The organism is Amycolatopsis sp. WAC 01376, from assembly GCF_003947415.1.
GTDB lineage: Bacteria > Actinomycetota > Actinomycetes > Mycobacteriales > Pseudonocardiaceae > Amycolatopsis.
Genome location: NZ_QHKL01000001.1, coordinates 436,991 through 454,009, shown reverse-complemented (window position 1 = coordinate 454,009; position 17,019 = coordinate 436,991). Strand labels below are relative to the sequence as shown.

Annotated in this window: 12 protein-coding genes; 5 read left to right on the top strand and 7 right to left on the bottom strand. The window is 67.9% G+C overall.

Annotated features, from left to right (window positions below):
- Positions 1-27 precede the first annotated feature (27 nt).
- Positions 28-3,306 carry an RHS repeat-associated core domain-containing protein gene (locus DMH03_RS02300; protein ID WP_125790346.1) on the top strand — a complete coding sequence of 1,093 codons (3,279 nt, stop codon included), beginning with the start codon at positions 28-30 and terminating at the stop codon, positions 3,304-3,306.
- A gap of 611 nt (positions 3,307-3,917) precedes the next feature.
- Positions 3,918-4,553 carry an NAD(P)H-dependent oxidoreductase gene (locus DMH03_RS02295; RefSeq protein ID WP_125790345.1) on the top strand — a complete coding sequence of 212 codons (636 nt, stop codon included), beginning with the start codon at positions 3,918-3,920 and terminating at the stop codon, positions 4,551-4,553.
- An 84-nt stretch (positions 4,554-4,637) separates the two neighbouring features.
- Here DMH03_RS02295 and DMH03_RS02290 read toward each other — a convergent pair whose 3' ends face one another.
- From DMH03_RS02290 to DMH03_RS02280, 3 genes are read right to left on the bottom strand one after another with little or no spacing between them, the layout of a single operon-like run.
- Entirely contained in the window at positions 4,638-5,795 is a 1,158-nt protein-coding gene (locus tag DMH03_RS02290; protein ID WP_125790344.1) for a cytochrome P450, read from the bottom strand.
- A gap of 14 nt (positions 5,796-5,809) precedes the next feature.
- The gene (locus DMH03_RS02285; protein WP_125790343.1) at positions 5,810-6,556 is read right to left on the bottom strand and encodes an SDR family oxidoreductase; all 747 of its coding nucleotides are present in this window, start codon (positions 6,554-6,556) and stop codon (positions 5,810-5,812) included.
- A gap of 30 nt (positions 6,557-6,586) precedes the next feature.
- Positions 6,587-7,066 (bottom strand): carboxymuconolactone decarboxylase family protein, encoded by a 480-nt coding sequence (locus DMH03_RS02280; RefSeq protein ID WP_233611236.1) that lies wholly within the window; start codon positions 7,064-7,066, stop codon positions 6,587-6,589.
- Positions 7,067-7,235: 169 nt separating this feature from the next.
- Between DMH03_RS02280 and DMH03_RS02275 the strand changes: the two genes are divergently transcribed.
- Entirely contained in the window at positions 7,236-8,210 is a 975-nt protein-coding gene (locus tag DMH03_RS02275; protein WP_233611349.1) for an RNA polymerase sigma-70 factor, read from the top strand.
- Here DMH03_RS02275 and DMH03_RS02270 read toward each other — a convergent pair.
- Positions 8,115-8,375, bottom strand: coding sequence for a hypothetical protein (locus DMH03_RS02270; protein ID WP_125790342.1), 261 nt, complete (start codon positions 8,373-8,375; stop codon positions 8,115-8,117). The two genes, DMH03_RS02275 and DMH03_RS02270, sit on opposite strands and share 96 nt — an antisense overlap.
- Before the next feature lie 769 nt (positions 8,376-9,144).
- Between DMH03_RS02270 and DMH03_RS02265 the strand changes: the two genes are divergently transcribed.
- Both DMH03_RS02265 and DMH03_RS02260 read left to right on the top strand, forming a co-directional pair.
- Positions 9,145-9,477, top strand: a complete 333-nt coding sequence (locus tag DMH03_RS02265) for a MerR family transcriptional regulator (protein WP_125790341.1) — start codon at positions 9,145-9,147, stop codon at positions 9,475-9,477.
- 133 nt (positions 9,478-9,610) lie between these two features.
- On the top strand, positions 9,611-10,198 hold the full coding sequence (locus tag DMH03_RS02260) for a dihydrofolate reductase family protein (RefSeq protein ID WP_125790340.1): 588 nt from the start codon (positions 9,611-9,613) through the stop codon (positions 10,196-10,198).
- On the opposite strand, the gene DMH03_RS02255 is transcribed toward DMH03_RS02260, so the two are convergent.
- From DMH03_RS02255 to DMH03_RS02245, 3 genes are all read right to left on the bottom strand, one after another.
- A complete protein-coding gene (locus tag DMH03_RS02255) occupies positions 10,166-10,999 on the bottom strand; it encodes a MarR family transcriptional regulator (RefSeq protein ID WP_125790339.1) in 834 nt (277 codons plus the stop codon). The two genes, DMH03_RS02260 and DMH03_RS02255, sit on opposite strands and share 33 nt — an antisense overlap.
- Before the next feature lie 225 nt (positions 11,000-11,224).
- Positions 11,225-12,436 (bottom strand): amidohydrolase family protein, encoded by a 1,212-nt coding sequence (locus DMH03_RS02250; protein ID WP_125790338.1) that lies wholly within the window; start codon positions 12,434-12,436, stop codon positions 11,225-11,227.
- 69 nt (positions 12,437-12,505) lie between these two features.
- Positions 12,506-16,969, bottom strand: a complete 4,464-nt coding sequence (locus DMH03_RS02245) for a DUF6531 domain-containing protein (RefSeq protein WP_125790337.1) — start codon at positions 16,967-16,969, stop codon at positions 12,506-12,508.
- Positions 16,970-17,019 lie beyond the last annotated feature (50 nt).

The window sequence follows — 17,019 nt, the reverse complement described above, 5'->3', positions numbered from 1 at the left end:
TGGGACTAAAAATCAAGGGTGGAGACTATGATGCCTGACGTCAGCGATCTCGTGGACGTGGCGACCGGCGACGTCATTCTGGCCGAGACCGATGTCACGCTGCCCGGCGTTTTGCCCCTCGTGCTCGAGCGTGCCCACCGGTCGTCCGCTCGCACCGGCCGATGGTTCGGACGGTCCTGGACGTCGAGCCTCGACCAGTGCCTGCGGGTGACCGGAGACCGGATCGACGCGAGGTTCGCCGGCGGGGAGATCCTGACCTGGACACACCCGGGCGGCGCCGGCGATCCCCGCTCCATCCCGGTGACCGGTCCCGCTTGGCCGTTGCTGCAGAACCCGGACGGCTCCTACGCCGTCAGCGATCCGCAACGCGGCCTCATCTGGCGATTCGAGCGACGGCCCGGATATGAAGGCGGCGAACTGCCCCTGGTCTCGGTCACGGATCGCGCGGGCCACGAGATCACCTTCAATCACGACGAGGCCGGCCGCCCGCTCAGCATCGTCCACTCCGGCGGCTACCGCGTCCTGGTGACGGTCACCGGCGAGCACGTCACCGCGCTGACCCTCGCCCGCCCCGACGGCCAGGACGAAATCCCCTTGCGCCGCTTCGAATACGACGACTCCGGCAACCTGTCCGGCGTCGTCAATTCCTCCGGCCTGCCGCGACGCTTCACTTACGACGGCGAGGGCAGGCTGACCAGCTGGACCGACCGCAACGGCTACTCCTACCACTACACCTTCGATCCCGAAGGCCGCTGCGTACGCGGGGAAGGCCCTGAAGGTTTCCTGTCCGGCACCTTCGCCTACGAGCACGGCATCACCCGTTGGACCGGCATCGACGGAGATGTCACCATCCACGCGATCACCGAGTCCGCCCAAGTCGCCGCGATCACCGACCCGATCGGGAAAACGGCGCGGACGGACTACGACGAACGTGGCCGGGTCACGGTCCGCACCGACGCCCTCGGCAGGGTCACGCGATATGCCTACGACGATCGCGGCAACCTGGTCTCGGTGACCAATCCGGACGGCCGCGTCGCCCAAGTCGAAGCCGACGAGGCCTGCCTCCCGGTACGGATCACCGGGCCGGACGGAAGTGTCTGGCTACAGGCCTTCGACAAGAGCGGCAATCTCACCGAACTGACCGCGCCCGACGGCTCGGTGCTCAAGAACGGGTATGACAGCCGCGGGCACCTCGCCGAGGTGATCGGCGTGGATGGCGCGGTCACCACGATGGAATGCGATCCCGCCGGGATGCCCGTGACGGTCACCGCGCCCACCGGCGAAACCACCCGGTACGAGCGCGACCCACTGGGACGAGTCGTGCGCGTCACGAGTTCCGGCGGCGGGACGACCGCCTATACGTGGACGACGGATGGCCTCCCCGCCTCCCGTACCCTGCCGGACGGTTCGACCGAGTCCTGGGACTGGGACGGCGAAGGGAATCTGCTGCGACGCGTCTCCGCCACGGGATCGGTCACGTCCTACGCTTACGGCCCATTCGGGCGGCTCGTGTCGATCGACTGGCCGGGCGGTACCCGCAGCGAGCTCGGCTTCGACCGCAACTGCCGCCTCGTCTCGGTGACCCACGGCGGACTGACGTGGCAATACGAGTTGGACTCCGCCGGCCGGATGAGTGCGCAGACCGATTACAACGGCGCCACCACCCAGTACTGGTACGACGCCGAGGGTCAGCTCGTGCACCGTGTGAACGCCAGCGGCCACGAGGCCTCGTTCGCGTATGACCCGCTCGGCAAACTGGCGACTCATCACGCCGCCGAGGGCACCGTGACGAAGTTCGACCACGATCCGGAAGGCCGCTTCCTTCGCGCGAAAAACGACGACGTGGATTTGGTCTTCGTCCGGGACTCGCTCGGCCGGGTGATCACCGAAACCTGCGACGGCCGCACCGTCACCAAGACCTACGACGCCGCCGGAAGGGTGACGAGCCGCATCACACCATCCGGGGCCCGTACCGCCTGGGTCTACAACGCCGCCGGACTGCCTTCGGCACTCACCGCCGACGGCAGGGAACTGCGGTTCGCCCATGACGAAGCCGGACGGGAAATCCGGCGGGAGCTACCCGGCGGAACCGTGCTCGCCCAGGAATGGGACCTACTCGGTCGTCTCGTGACTCAAACCCTCACCGGCCGGGCCGCTTCCTCCGGTCCGGCGGGATCCGAACCGCTCCAACGGCGCGCGTACACCTACGGCCCGGACGGATTCGTCGCGGAGTTGGAAGATCTGCTCACCGGCGGCCGGGCGTTCCGGCTCGATTCCGACGGGCGGGTCACCGTCGTGACCGGCCGGGGTGACGAATGGTCGGAGCACTATGACTACGACCCCGTCGGCAACATCGTGAACGCCGTCTGGCCCGCTTCGGCCACTTTCCCCGCTTCCGGAACTCCGGAGACCTCATCGCAAGGACCCCGCGAGGTGAACGGAACCTTCACCACCCGGGCCGGGAACGTCCGTTACGGGTACGACGCCGCCGGGCGAGTCGTGACGCGGACGCGAACACGGATATCCGGCGATCCGGAGACTTGGCGCTATGCGTGGGACGCGGACAGCAGGCTTTTCTCTGCCACTCTTCCCGACGGGAGCAAGTGGCACTATCAGTACGATCCCCTTGGCCGCCGCATCGGCAAGCGTCATCTTTCCGCCGACGGTGAACTGCTGGAGCAGACACGGTTCTCGTGGGACGGGGGAGTTCTCGCCGAGCAAGAGGACATTCAAGGCGATCGGCGGAAGATCACCACCTGGAATTACCGGAACGACTCGTTCATTCCGGTCACGCAGACCTCGCGAACCGTTGTCCGTGCAGGATCCGAAGACGAGCAGGTCGACGAAGAATTCCACTCCGTGGTCACGGACCTGAGTGGTGCAGCGACCGAGCTGGTCTCCGCTGACGGCGTCATCGCCGGGAATCAGCGGCGCACACTGTGGGGGCAATCCCACTGGCAACGTGATACCGCGACGACCCCGCTGCGATTCGCCGGTCAGTATTTCGATCAAGAAACGGGATTGCACTACCACGATCACCGCTATTACGATCCCGATACCGGTGCGTACCTCTCCCCGGATCCGCTTGGACTGACGCCCGCGCCGAACCCCCATGCGTACGTCCCGAATTCCCTTGCCGCCGACGATCCTCTCGGGCTCTTGAGCCGTGCCGAAGCAGCGCGGCTGGAAACGGCCGGCACGTGGGTGGGTTCTCTGCTTCGCCACCATCATCATCTGGTGCTTTTCGCCGACCTTGACGGGTTCGACGCGCGTCTGTTCGCGGGTGAGGCTGGTGGTGGGGTGTGAAGGCTCCTTTCGCCGCGTCTGATGCGGCGAAGGGAGCCTTCGGCCCTGGTCAGGCGCGAGGGGGTCGTGAGTGGCAAATGTCGTTCTAACCCTATGCCACGTAGCTTAAGTTGAGCTTGAGCAGCTGCCGGTCTGCTCGATCAAGCCGGACAAGTCGCCGGCAGCGGAACCTGATCCGGACTGTCCACACGGGACGCCAGTCCGGATCAGGGTGCCTGATTTGGGTGCTTTGAGCAGCTGTGTGAGGGGGTCGTGAGTGGCAATGAGCGTTAGAACGACCTTTGCCACTCACGACCCCCTGGCAGCACCGCCCATTTCGTCGTCAATCGGACATTCAGCCATCGAAGCGTGTCTACAGTGGACACTAGGGGCGTACCGGCTTCCGTCGGCCGGGGCAACCGAGCGCTTGACCTGCGGCAACCGTCGCCACTTGCGATCAAACCTCGTCCAAGATCAACTCAAGCTACGTGGCATTGCGTTCTAACCCTCATTACCACTCACGACCCCGTCTCGCAGCTGCGCAAAGCACCCAAACCGGGCGCCCAGCGGTGCGGCCCCGAACGGCGGGATTCCCTCATGGACCGTTACGAAATGAATGCGAGTGTGGTGAGTTGCGGATTCTCGGCATTTCCGGATCGCTTCGCAAGGAGTCGTTCAACACCCGGCTACTGGCGGCCGTTCGGCAGCTGGCCCCGGCGGGGATGACGATCGATGTCTTCGACGGACTCGGCGATCTGCCGCTGTACAACGGAGATCTCGATTCCCGGGAGGGCGGCCCTGCTCCGGTCGAGCGGTGGCGTGAGGCCGTCCGCGAGGCGGACGGTCTGCTCGTCGTCACACCGGAGTACAACAGCTCGATTCCGGGCGTGCTCAAGAACGCGGTCGACTGGGTGTCCCGGCCCATGGTGGGCGCCGCGCTGCACGGCAAATGCGTGGTGACCATGGTGGCCACCCCCGGGCGTGGCCTCGGCCGCAACGTGCTGACCGATCTCGGCCGGGTATTGCACGACTGTCACGCGCACGTGGTCAGCGGGCCATGGGTGGTGCTCACCGAGGCGGAGGGCAAGCTCGCCGACGTCGAAGACGAGCAGGGTCAGTTCGTGCCCACCCTTTCCGACCCGGTATCCGTGCGCATCGCCACGGTCCAGTTGAACGCGCTGGCCGCCGCGGTCGACGCGGGCGCCGGCGAGCACGCCGTGGCTCCCCTGCGGGCCTACTTCGCCGCCGGGCGAGCGCGGAACAGTTAGCCGACCGCCTCCCGCGTTCATCGAACCTGCGCCATCAGCACGCTGCTCGCCCCGCGCGAAGCCACTCCGAGAGGAAACCGGGGCTCACCACGTCACCTGCAACGCGCGCACGCCGTAGATGAGACTGAACTCGCGGAATTCCACTTGGTCGGCCAAAGCGAGCCGGGGGAAACGCCGCAACACCGCCGGGAGAGCGATGCGCAGTTCCATCCGCGCGAGTGGTGCCCCGAGGCAATGGTGTGCGCCATGTCCGAAGGCGACGTGGCCGGTCGTTCCCCGGGTGATGTCGAGGGTTTCGGGATCGTCGATCAGGGCGGGGTCGCGGTTGGCGGCCGGGATCGAGCAGATCACGAGCGATCCCGCGGGAATGCGGTGCCCGCCGACCTCCACGTCCGTCGTGGTCGTCCTCGGCGGCAGCGACTGGACGACGGAAAGCCAGCGCAGCAGTTCCTCGACGGCGGGCTCGATCAGTCCGGGATCCTCGCGGAGCAAGGTCAGCTGGTCCGGGTGCCACAGCAGGGCCAGGGTGCCGAGGCCGAGCATGTTCGCGGTCGTCTCGTGCCCGGCGAGCAGCAGAAGTCCTCCGATACCGGTCAGCTCGTCCGAAGTGAGATCGTCGCCGTGTTGGCGCACGAGCATGCCCAGCATGTCGTCGCCCGGATCCGTCCGGGCGCGGGCCACGAGACCGGCCATGTAGTCGTGGTCCTCCCGTTGCGCCGCGACCCGCTGGTCCACCGGCAACGAGGTGTCGAGAATCCGCGCGGCGCGCTCGTGGAATTCGCCGCGGTCGGCATACGGGACACCCAGCAGTTCGCAGATCACCAGCGACGGCACCGGCAACGCGAAGTGCGCCACCAGATCGGCCGGGTTACCGGCTCGCTCCAGGTTGTCCAGGGCCGTTTGGACGATCTCGGTGATCCGCGGCTCGAGCCTGTTCATCCGCCGTACGGTGAACTCCGGGGTGAGCAGACGCCGCAGGCGCGTGTGTTCGGGCGGGTCGAGTCTGATCAGCTGTCCCGCCGTGACGTCGTCTTGTCCGGCTCCCGTCAGCGGCGTGGCGCTGCTGAACCGGGCCGGATCCGCCAGCACCTGACGGACGTCTTCCTTACGGCAGACCAGATACGCGGGTACGCCGAACGGCGTCTCGACTTGTACGACTCCTTCGCCGTCGCGAGCCCGCGCCAATTCTCCGATCGGGTCGAGACCGTTCCTTCGCAGGTGAAGTGGCATGGTTTCGGTCATTTTCTGTCTTTCGTTCAGGACTGGGCGTCGAGCCACTCTGGGAACGTGGGGCCCGCGAGCTTGGCGTGCGGGCTGGGCAGGAAGCCGCCGGCGGCCGCGATGTCGGCGTCGGGCATGCCGGAGCCGTCGACGCTGACGACCTCGATGCCCCGGCGGGCGCCGAGGATGCGGGCCGCGTCCGCCATGATTTCCTTGCGTGGCCCCGCGATTTCGGGGATAGGGGTTCCCGGGTCGCTCGGGTCGAGGGCGAGGTCGACCAGTTCCTCCGCGACGGTGCGGCAGGCCACGAGCTGTGTGGGCAGGGCGGGCAGGTGGACGACGTCGCTTTGCTGCCAGTCCAGGAGCTGGCCGACGAACTCGTGGAACTGTGCGGCCCGCAGGAGGCGAACGGGGAGAGGGCCTGCCAGAAGGAGTTCCTCGTGCACCTTCTTGGCGGCGATGAAACCGGCGGTGGCCTTGTCGGCGCCGATGATGGACGCCGCGGCGATCCGGGCGACCCCCGCCTGACGGCCCGTCTCGTGCAGGTTGCGGGCCGAGGTGCGGAAGAACTCCGTCGCCGCTTCCTGCTCGGAGCCGTGCCACGAGGCGACGTCGATGATGACCTCGACGCCGTCGAGTGCCTCGGCGAGCCCTTCACCGGTGATGATGTCCACGCCGGTGGCGCGGGACATCGGCACGACGTGGTGTCCTCGTTCGGTGAGGACGTCGACGACGTGCTGTCCCAGCCGTCCGGTCGCGCCGGCCACTGCGAACTTGCTCATGATTCAGAACCTCTCTCGAACGTGGGGAAGTCAGTCGGTGTAGTTGAGGCCGGGCGGCATTCCGGGAATCGGCTTGGCGATGAGCGCGGCGGGGGCGAAGAAGCCGATATGCGCGATCGCCATCACGAGCGTCCAGAGCGCCTTGGCGTCGTAGCATTCGGATGCCTTGGCGTACAACGAGTCGGGGACACGTTCGCCGGACGGATTCGGGGTGAGGACGGCCTCCACGAGCTCCAGCGCGACGCGTTCGGGGTCGGTGAAGCAGGTGGCGTCCTGCCAGGTCGCCACCGCGGTGATGCGCTCCTCGGGCTCTCCGGCTTGGCGGAGATTGGCGGTCTCGCGAAGGGTGAAGTACGTGCTGCCGAGCAGCTGTCCGGCGCGCAGTTGCAGCAGGCTGACGGTCGTCGAGGGGATCGCGCCGTTCTTGAGGACCTTGTGCAGGCCGCCGGCGACTTCGGCCATCTCGGGTACGAAGGGGATCGGGTTGGGCATGCGTGACCGCGGGGGCATGGCGGACTTCCTTTCTCTTCGGCGTTGCGACCAAGAGATCCCGGCGACGCGATTCCCGTGACAGGTCGGCCTTGTGACGCAGGCCACCGTCACAAAAGGAGGAGGGCCGGGGTCGTATGGGCACGCTCGAGAAAGGCAGGAACCGGTGACGATCGAACGAGACACCGCCATGGAGCCCGCCACCGAGGCGTTCGTGGCCCATCGCAACCTGCTTTTCACCGTGGCCTACGAGATGCTCGGTTCCGCAACCGACGCCGAGGACGTCCTGCAGGAGACCTGGATGCGGTGGGTGGGCGTGGACTTCGCGACGGTGCTGGCCCCGCGTGCGTTCCTGGTCCGGATCACCACCCGGCAGGCGCTCAAACGGCTGCGGACACTCGGCAGGCGCAAGGAGTCCTACGTCGGCCCGTGGCTACCCGAGCCGCTGTTGACCGCGCCGGACGTCGCCGAGGATGTGGAGCTGGCCGACAGTGTCTCGATGGCGATGTTGCTGGTGCTCGAGACGCTCGCGCCGACCGAGCGCGCGGTGTTCGTGCTGCGCGAGGTCTTCGTGCTCGACTACGACGAGATCGCCGAAGCCGTCGGCAAAACTCCAAGTACCGTGCGCCAGATCGCGCATCGGGCGCGGGCGCACGTCGCCGCGCGCAGACCCCGCGGCGCCGGCTCTCCCGCCGAACACCGGGCCGCGCTCCAGGCCTTCCGGTCGGCGGTCGAAACCGGCGATTTACAGGGCCTGCTCGACATCCTCGCGCCGGACGTCGTCGCCCTCAGCGACGGCGGCGGGGTCAAACACGCCCTGCTGCGGCCGGTCGTGGGCGTGGACAACGTGGCGCGCCTGCTGGCCGTCGGCTGGTGGAAACGGGACGCGGAAAGGGCGGTCGAGCCGGTTCAGATCAACGGTGGCCCGGGGCTGCTCATCCGGGTCGACGGGGAGATCGACGGCGTGCTGGCGGTGCGGGTCGAGAACGGCTTGGTCACCGGTGCGTACCACGTGCGCAATCCGGAGAAGCTGGCGAATGTGGAGCGGGAGATCACCGTCAGCCGCTGTTCAGGCGCCGAGGCGGTTGTAGATCCGGCTGGCCAGGGTGGCGGCCAGCTGGTTCAAGGCGCTCCAAGGTTCATCGAGCGCGAACCGGCCGAGTAGTTCCGCCGCGGCGTAGGCCTCGGCCTCGGAGAGCAGTGGCGCGCGCCGGTCCTGGAGCCCCTTCTCGACCAGCCGTGACAGCGCATCGGCGTATTCCTCCAGGTCACGCACCACAGCCAGGCCGTACCGCTCGTCGAGCGAATCCCCGGCGAGGTCGTCACTCATGGTCGTCTCCCCTTCTGCGTTCACCCGTCCGACGCGCTCCAGAAAATCTATGCTGGCCGGGGTAGACATTCAACGCCGGGTGTGTGTAATGTTCTACTCGTACCGAGAAAGACAACGTCAAGCAGGCGCGGGAGATGACGTAACTACCCGCGAGGTGAGACAAGCCGGTCAGGCGGCACGGGGCCGATCTAGGAACAGGTCCCGGACGGTGATCGGGAGCAGGATCTCAGGGCCGGGTTGTGAAGAAGGTTCGACCAGGTAGTGCCGGCCCTGGAAGGAAAGTGCAGGACACGGGCGGAGCAGTCGCGCCCGTGAAGAACATGTAGTTGCAGTAAGTCAGTAGTTCAGTAAGTAAGTAAGCAGTGCAGTTGCAGGACCGGTCAGGTGGCCGGAGCCGATCAGTGAACAGGGCTCCGGGCAGTGACCAGCGGCGTCAGCGTGCTGGGACCGATCAGTGAAAGGGTTCCGGCAGTGTCGCTCGCGGCAGGTGAAGTAGCAGTACCCAGCAAGGTGAAAACACAGGAAAGAAGGGAACGGCGACATCATTGGATCGCCCGCAGCGGCAAGGTATCGCCGCGCGGGTGCCGTAGTTCCATCGAGTACGGAGGTGGTTCGCGGTCACGAATCAGCGATCCCCGCGCACTCCGGTTGTTCACCGGACGCGGGTGCAGGAAGCCGGCGGTCGCGCCGGTAGACGATGGTGAAACCCAACCCTGAGGACCCCGGGTGCCGTTTCGGCACCCGGGGTCCTTTGTGATGTGGAGGTGGAATGATCCCTGACCAAGAAGGACCGGCCACGCCCAGCGGGGCCGACAGGTTCGATGACGAGCACTACCCCGCCTACACGATGGGCCGTGCCGCCGACATGCTCGGCGCCACTCAAGGCTTCCTTCGCAGCCTCGACGAGGCAGGCCTGATCACCCCGCAGCGTTCCGCCGGCGGCCATCGCCGTTACTCCCGGCATCAGCTTCGCCTGGCCGCGCGAGTGCGGGAACTGGTCGATCAGGGCACCGCCGTCGATGCCGCCTGCCGCATCGTCACCCTTGAGGATCAGCTCCACGAAGCCCGGCGCGCGAACGCCGAACTCCGCGCCGAGGACTGAAAACCCTGCTGAGAGCGCCCTTGTCCGGACAGGACGAGGGCGTTCGAGCGTGGATGTCGAGACGGACGGCACGGCTCCGACCCCCTCCTGAAGCGCCGGACAGCGGCGCCCCAGGAGCGAAGGAGGCCTTGCGATGAGCAAGGTGGTGCTGGACGTGTCGATGTCGCTGGACGGATTCACCGCCGGACCGAACGTGCGGGCCGACGAGCCCATGGGTGACGGCGGCGAACGACTGCACGAATGGATGGCCGGTGAAGGGCCCGACGCCAGCGTTCGCGACGAAGTGAACGCGATGGTCGGGGCGACCGTCATCGGCAGGCACACCTTCGACCTCGGTCTGCGGCCGTGGGGTGGAACGCCGTGGCCCGGCGTCCCGAGTTTCGTGGTCACCCACCGGACCAGGGAAGACCTGCTCGGTGACAACGGAGGCACGTTCGCCTTCGACGGGCTGGAGGCCGCGGTCCGGCGTGCCAAAGAAGCCGCGGGCGACAAGGACGTGCTCGTGCTGGGCGCCGACGTCGCCGGGCAACTGCTCGCCTCGGGCCTGCTCGACGAGGTCTACCTCCACCTCTCCCCAGTGGTGCTGGGGCAGGGGACCGCCGTGTTCGCCGGGCACCTTGGCGAGCTGGTCCCGCAGGGCGAACCCGTCGCCGGGACCGCTACCCACCTGCGCTATCGCGTCGGGCGGCTACCACGGGAAGGCCGGACGGAGAACCGCTGAAACCGGTTCGAGGTCGGTGACGAGGCGGTCGAGTTCGCCGGGGCTCAAGGCGTTGTACGGCGCTTCCGCGAGCTTGTCGGTCAGCGCTTCGACCCGTTCCTTCGCGGCCCGGCCGTCGGCGGTGAGCCAGCCGTCGGCCCCGACCAGGCCGCGGTCGCGCATACCGTCGATGACCGCGGTCAGCTGTGCGGCGGGGAGGTGGCCGACCCGGCCGAATTCCTTCGCGGGCATGTCGATGGACAGGGCGTGCAGCACGTGGGCCTCGGTCCCGCCGATGCCCTCGGTCACCAACGCGACGGTGTGGCCGTCGCCGCGATGCTCGCGCAGCAAGTTGGCCGCGTGCCACAGCCTGGCCACCGGCTCCCGCGGGACCGGAAGCGTGCGGACAGCGGCGTAGAGGGCGCGTCCCTCGATCGGTGCGCTGGTCGCCGCTTTCATCAGGAGGTCGCCGGCGCGCGCGACACCGGGGTCGTCGGCGAGGTCGCCGAGGATCCGCCGGATTCCGGCGACGCATCCCCGCTCACGAGCGGCCAGCGCCTCCTCGGGCGTGGTCAGCTCCCAGATCCGCGGGAGGTGGCGTGCCACCTCGCCGGGGGCGAAGTTGTAGAAGATCGCGTGGATCACCTCGGCCGGAACCGACCGGCCGAACGGCGCGACCCGCCCGGCGAAATAGGCGTCCCACTGATTGCGCAGGCCCAGCGCCATCAGGGCCTCGTCCGGCTCGTCGGCGAAGTAGGGCACCAAGCCGATGGGCTCGACCAGGTCGTACATGCGGCGGGCGACGGGTTCCGGGTGCGACATGCTCATCCCCTGTGGTCGTGGCGGCGCCCTCGTGGCGGCCGCTCACTTACTCCACGAACGGCTCATCCGGAATTCGACATCGGGCCTCGCACGGCCTGCCGAACGAACGGGCTCGCACCACCGACCAAGCGCGAAGGCGCCCTTCACCGCATCAGACGCGACGAAGGACGCCTTCACCTCACCGCAGACCCCAACCCCACGACCACGACACCTTTGACTTACCCCTCAATAACCGAGCACCGAAAGCCCGTCCGCCACGACGACGCCGTCGTGCAGGACCGTGCGGTCCTTGCCGCGGTCCATCACCGCGCTCGTCGGGGTCTCGCCGTCCACCAGCACCAGGTCGGCGCGGTCGCCGACGGCCACGCCGGGCCGGTCGGCGATACCCGCGAGCCGCGGGACGTCGTGGCCCATGATCGACGCGCCGCCCATCGTGGCGACGGCCAGCGCCATCTCGATGAGGTCGTCGCGGCGGAAACCGTTCGTGAAGGCCAGCTGCCAGGTGCGGTCGAGCAGGTCACAGTTGCCGTATGGGCTCCAGTAGTCCCGCTGGCCGTCCTCGCCGAGGCCGACGCGCACGCCCGCGGTCGTGAGGTCCGCGAGGGACAGCTGGCCGTCGACGGACGGCGCGACGGTCGCCATCGCGATGTCCAGCTCCGCGAAGGTGTCGATCAGGCGGCGGCTCACCGACTCCGAGATCGAGCCCAGTTCGTACGCGTGCGACATCGTCACCTTGCCGCGCATGTCCAGCGCGCGGACCCGTTCGATCACCAGATCGGTCGAGAAGACGCCGAGGTGGCCCGGTTCGTGCAGGTGGATGTCGACCTCGACGCCGTACTTCTCGGCGAGGCCGAACACGACGTCGAGATGTCCCTTGGGGTCCTTGTCCAGTGAGCACGGGTCGATCCCGCCGACGACCGTGGCGCCCGAGCGCAGCGAGGCCTCCAGCACGTCCACGGTGCCGGGTTCACGCAGGATGCCTGCCTGCGGGAACGCCATGATCTCGACGTCCGCGTGCTTGGCGAAGCGCTCCTTCGCGGCGAGTACTGCGTCGAGTTTCTCGAGCCGGCAGTCGACGTCCACCTGCGCGTACGTGCGCACGCGGGTGGTGCCGTTGGCGATCATCCGTTCCAGCGTCCCGGCGACGCGTTCGGGCAGCGGGACCTCGGCTTCGCGCCAGTTCTCGCGGTCGTTCAGCATCATCGCCCACACGCCCGGCGCGCCCGTATGCGGCCGGAACGGCAGGCCGATCCGGGTCGAGTCCAGGTGGACGTGCACGTCGCTGAACGACGGGAACAGCAGCCGCCCGCGCCCGTCGACCGTGCCGGGTGCCGTCGCGGCGGCGGGATCGTGCGGCCGTACCGCGGTGATCCGGCCATCGGCCACTTCGACGTCGCTGTGCTGTCCACCCCACGGGCGGACGTCACGGATCAACACGGTGAACACCTTTCTCGACGCACTCCTTTGGTATACCAAAGCGAGGGAGCTGGAGCAACGTCAGGTGACTCACTTGGTGTGCCGGTACGGGCGGGTGTGCCCGGTTTCCGCGTTGTGCTTGGTGATGTCGTCGATCCCCATCTTTTCGAGCCTCGGGTACTCGGTCACGTCGAACACGTTGTCGTCGCGGCGATGCGGGTAGACGTCGTGTCCCTTGCCCGGCCAGTAGGGGAAGACCACGTGCGTGTCCTTGTTGGAGTTCTTGGCGAAGGTTTCGGAGACGTAGTCCCATTTCTCCTGGACGAGCGGTTTCCTCGGGTCGTTGGGATCGTTGATCCACCCGGGCATCTTGACGTTGTTGTCCTTGAGCGTTCCTTCGAGGGTGTTGCCGCCGTTCTGCTTAGCGATCTTGGTGGCCTTCTCCTCGACCGAGCCGAGGTACTCGTCCTCTTCGCCGCGTTTGCGTTTCTTGGTGCCGCCGGACCAGAAGAAGTGCTTGTCCGCCTTCAGGATCTCGTCGAGTTTCGGCTTGAACTTGTCGAATTCCTCCTTCGACATCTTGTCGACGTTGATGGGAGGTTTCCTCGGGCTCCTTCGCAGCGGCGGCGGCTGCGCACTGGGGCCGGCCGGCTGGGGCCGCTGCTGACTGCCCGGCCCGGTCTTGCCGCAGGAACCGGCCAGGCCGAGCGGATCGCCGATGAGCAGCGGCTGCTCGACGTAGCCGACGGGGTTGGCCGCGGCGGCGAGCCCGAGCGGGTCCTGGCTGAGATAACGCGAGGTTCGCGGGTCGTAGTACCGGAATACGTTGTAGTGCAGCCCGGTCTCCTCGTCGCGGTGCTGGCCGGGGAACGCCAGCGGCATCGCCGCGGTGTCCGCGTCGGGCAACGGCACGCCCCAGAAACTGCTGCGGTCCTGCCAGACCAGCGTGCGGTGCTCGTCGAGCAACTCGGTCGGCGTTCCCGCGGGCGACGTGATCACGGCACGGAACACGGCGTCTTCGAGGGCGCCGGTGCGCTCGATCTGGACGACGGGACGGTCGTCGTCATACCGCTCCCAGGTGAAGAGCCGATAGGACTCGTCGGCGGGGTCGTAATCCATCCGCTCGACGACGTTCATCCCGCTCCACAGGAACCGGACGTCGAAGGTGAGCTCGGCTTCCCCTTCCGGACCGAGCAGCCAGCGGCGTTTGGCGAACCGCCGTCCGAGCGGGTCGTAGTGGTAGGTCCAGAACGCGCCGTCGGGTGTGCGCGCGGACCGCAGCCGATCGAGGTGGTCCCATTCGTAGGCGCACGACCGGTCGGCGGTGACCCTGCCCCGCTCGTCATCGTTGTAGTGGGTCTCGTCGACGGCGAGGTTGCCCGCCGCGTCATGGGTGAACCGTTCGACCCCGGCGGGCCCGCGGGCCTCGCTGACCCGGCCCACGGGGTCGAAGGAGAGCTGCCATGGCCGGATCGCGTCGTCGACGGCGGCGAGCCTGCCGTCCGGGCGGTAGCGGTAGACACGCCGCCCGACACCCGCGATGTCCTCTTCGGCGAGCCGGTCTTCCGCGTCGAATCGCCGCTGGAGCACCACGGCGCCGTCGACGCTGCGCGTGGTCTCGCGTCCGGCGGCGTCATAGGCGAAGCCGACCTCATGACCGGCGATCCGCAGGGAACTCGGCAATCCCGCTTCGGTGAAGCGCCACTCACTGTCCACACCGGACGATGTGCGGCGGACGAGCGTTTCGCCGTCGTGGCGCAGGCACACGCCGAGCCCGTTGATCGTGTCGATGACCACCTGATCGCCGTCGTGGACCAGTTCGACCCGCGACTCGGTGTTCTCGGCGACGGTCATCCTGCCGAGCGCGTCGTATTCGTACGACGTGACGTCGTCCGGGGTACGCCGGGTGACGATGTTGCCCTGAAGGTCGTAGTCGTACTCGGTCGCGTCACCCGTGCCGTTGGACATGCGGAGCAGCCGGCCCGCCGCGTCGTAGGCGTAACCGATCCGGCGGCCGTCGTAATCGACCTCCTCGACGAGCCTGCCCGCGGCGTCGCGGACGTACCGCCAGGTGAGGCCGTTCGGGTTGGTCACCGAGGTGAGCCGCAGCTCGCCGTCGTAGGTGTACAGCGTGCGCGCGCCCGCCGCGTCGGTCTCCTCCATGACGAGACCGAACGGGCCGTACTTGCGGCGCCGCGCGGCACCCGTCGCGTCGCGGTGCTCGACGACGTGACCTTCCGCATCGTGCACCCACGTCTCGCGACCGCCGTGCGGACCGAGCCGCCAGGCACGGCGGCCGTCGGCCGTCCAGCCGAGCCGCGCTTCGCCGCCGGAAGCCGTGTACGTGAGACGCGGGCGGCCGAACAGGTCGCGGTCGCCGGGGCGATCCGTCACGGGTTCGTCGTCGAGCGGATTCGGCGCGTCCGGGATGTGCACCGGCAGCCCGGTGCCCGCCAGGGTGGTGGCCGGATCGAATTCGGGGACCACCCGCTGGGCTTCGCCCGCCGACAGCCGGACCTCGCCGTCGGCGGCGGGCGTCAGCCGCACGGTGGAGCCCGCGGGGCGGTGGACGGCCACCAGTTCGCCGTCGTCGCCGTACTCGTAGCCGGTCTCGCGGCCGAGTTCGTCCACTTGGGACAGAAGCTCGTCGCGCCGGTTCCAGCTGTAGCGCCGGGAGTTGCCCAGCGGGTCGACGCGTTCGATCAGCTGTTTGGCGTCATTGAGGCGATAGGTCCACGTGTGTCCGAGGGCGTCGGTGTGCCGGGTCGTGCCGGGCTCGTAGACGAACGTCGCGTTGTAGTAGCCGTTCGCGCCCACGGCGCGGACGCAGCGGCCGGCGTCGTCATAGACGTAGCGGTACCAAGTGCCCGTGCGGTCACGCCAGCCGACGAGGCGGTGACTGAAGTCGTAGTCGAGTGCCATGGGGCGACCGGCGTAGTCGGTGACCGTGCTCAGCTGGCCGAGCCGGTTGTACGAGAAACTCACCAACGGCGGCTGCCCCGGAGCCCCGAGCGCGACGATCCGCCCGTTCGCGGTGCCGATCGCGAGTTCGACGCCGTCGTCACGGCGGATGCTCGCGGGCGTGCCGTCGGCCGCGTAGCCGAACTCGGTGCGGCTTCCGTTCTGTTCGATGACCCTGAGCGGCAGGACGCCGCGGTGGCCGGCGAAGAGCAGCTCGCGATCGCCGATCGACAGCCGGTAGCCATCCGGAGCGCGACGCAGCCGGTGACGCGGACCCTGCTGCGGCAAAACGGGTTCGTGGGCCGGGATGGGGTAGTCCAGCACCATCCCGTCTTCGGCGTAGAACCGGATCCGGTCGCCCGCGAAGACCAACCGTTGGTCCATTGTGGACGTCCAAGAAGGACCGAACCACCGGCCGGCGCCGTAGGACGACAGATGCGTGCGGGAGAGCTCCAGATCCGCCGCGTCGCCGGGCAGCGTCACGTCGACCTGGGTCATGACGACCTCGCCGGTCGCGACGTCGACGGGGTCACCGCAGTAGTTCTTGGAATCCGACGGCGTCGACCGGTCGCCGTTGCCGTCCTTCTTGGTGGAGTCGTTGTTGCCGCCCCGGTCGCGGGTGCCGCCGTTTCCGGTGCCGCTGGTGTTCGTCTGGTCGTTGTCGTTCTTGGTGTTGTTGCCCTTGTCGTTGGTGTTGCCGTCGCCGCCCTTGCCGCCGCCACTGCCGTTGCTGTCGGCGCTGGAGCTGGTGGTGCTCTCGTCGTCCTTGTCCTTCTTGGGGTCGATCCCGCTGTCGTTCCCGCCCTTGGTCTTGGGCGGCGGCGGAGTGTCCACCTTGCCGCCTTGGAGTTTGCGCAGGGCTTTGGCGGCGTCGTCGAAGAGCGTGTCGGCCTTCTTCAGCAGCGGCATCAGGCCCTTGAGCGCCTTGACAAGCTTGGTGGTGAGGTCGGCGATCTTCGACGCGGTCTTGGCGACCGCGGTCACGACCTGCGGCACCACCCAGGTCAGGCCGATGCCGAGGGTGAACAGCACCTGCAGCGCCCAGCTGATGAGGTGGCCGACGAGTTCGGCGATGATGTCGCGGACGAGCGTGCGGACGGCGGCGACGACCTCGCCCGCGGTCTTGACTCCGCTCGAGGCGCCTTCGCAGCCCTTCTGTGCGGCGGTGAGCACGGTGACGGTGTCCTGGGACCGTTCCCGGTAACGGTCGGCGGCATCGCCCGCCCACGTCTGCAGGTCGGCCTTGACCAGGTCGGACAGATCCGTGCCGATGGCGCCGAGTTCCTTGGCGATGTTGGACCAGGTTTCGGCCTGCGCCTTGATCTGATCCGCGTCGCCGGTCAGTGCGTCGAGCGCGTCGGACAGCGGGCCGACGTGCTCCAGCAGCCAGCCGACGCCCGCGGCGAGGATCGAACCGAACGGATCCATGGCCATCGACAGCGCGTCGAGAGCGGTCCCGACGGCACCCATCGCGACCGCGGCCCAATCGCCCTTCTCGATGCCCTCTTTGAGGTCGATCGCCGATTCCAGCAGCGGGACACCGGAGTGGCCTTGGGTGGAGTCCTGACGTTCAGCGACCAGCGGATTCGCCATTTGTGCCGTCTTTCTGCCTCGGGACCCTCGCCGACTGGGCAGCTGATTTC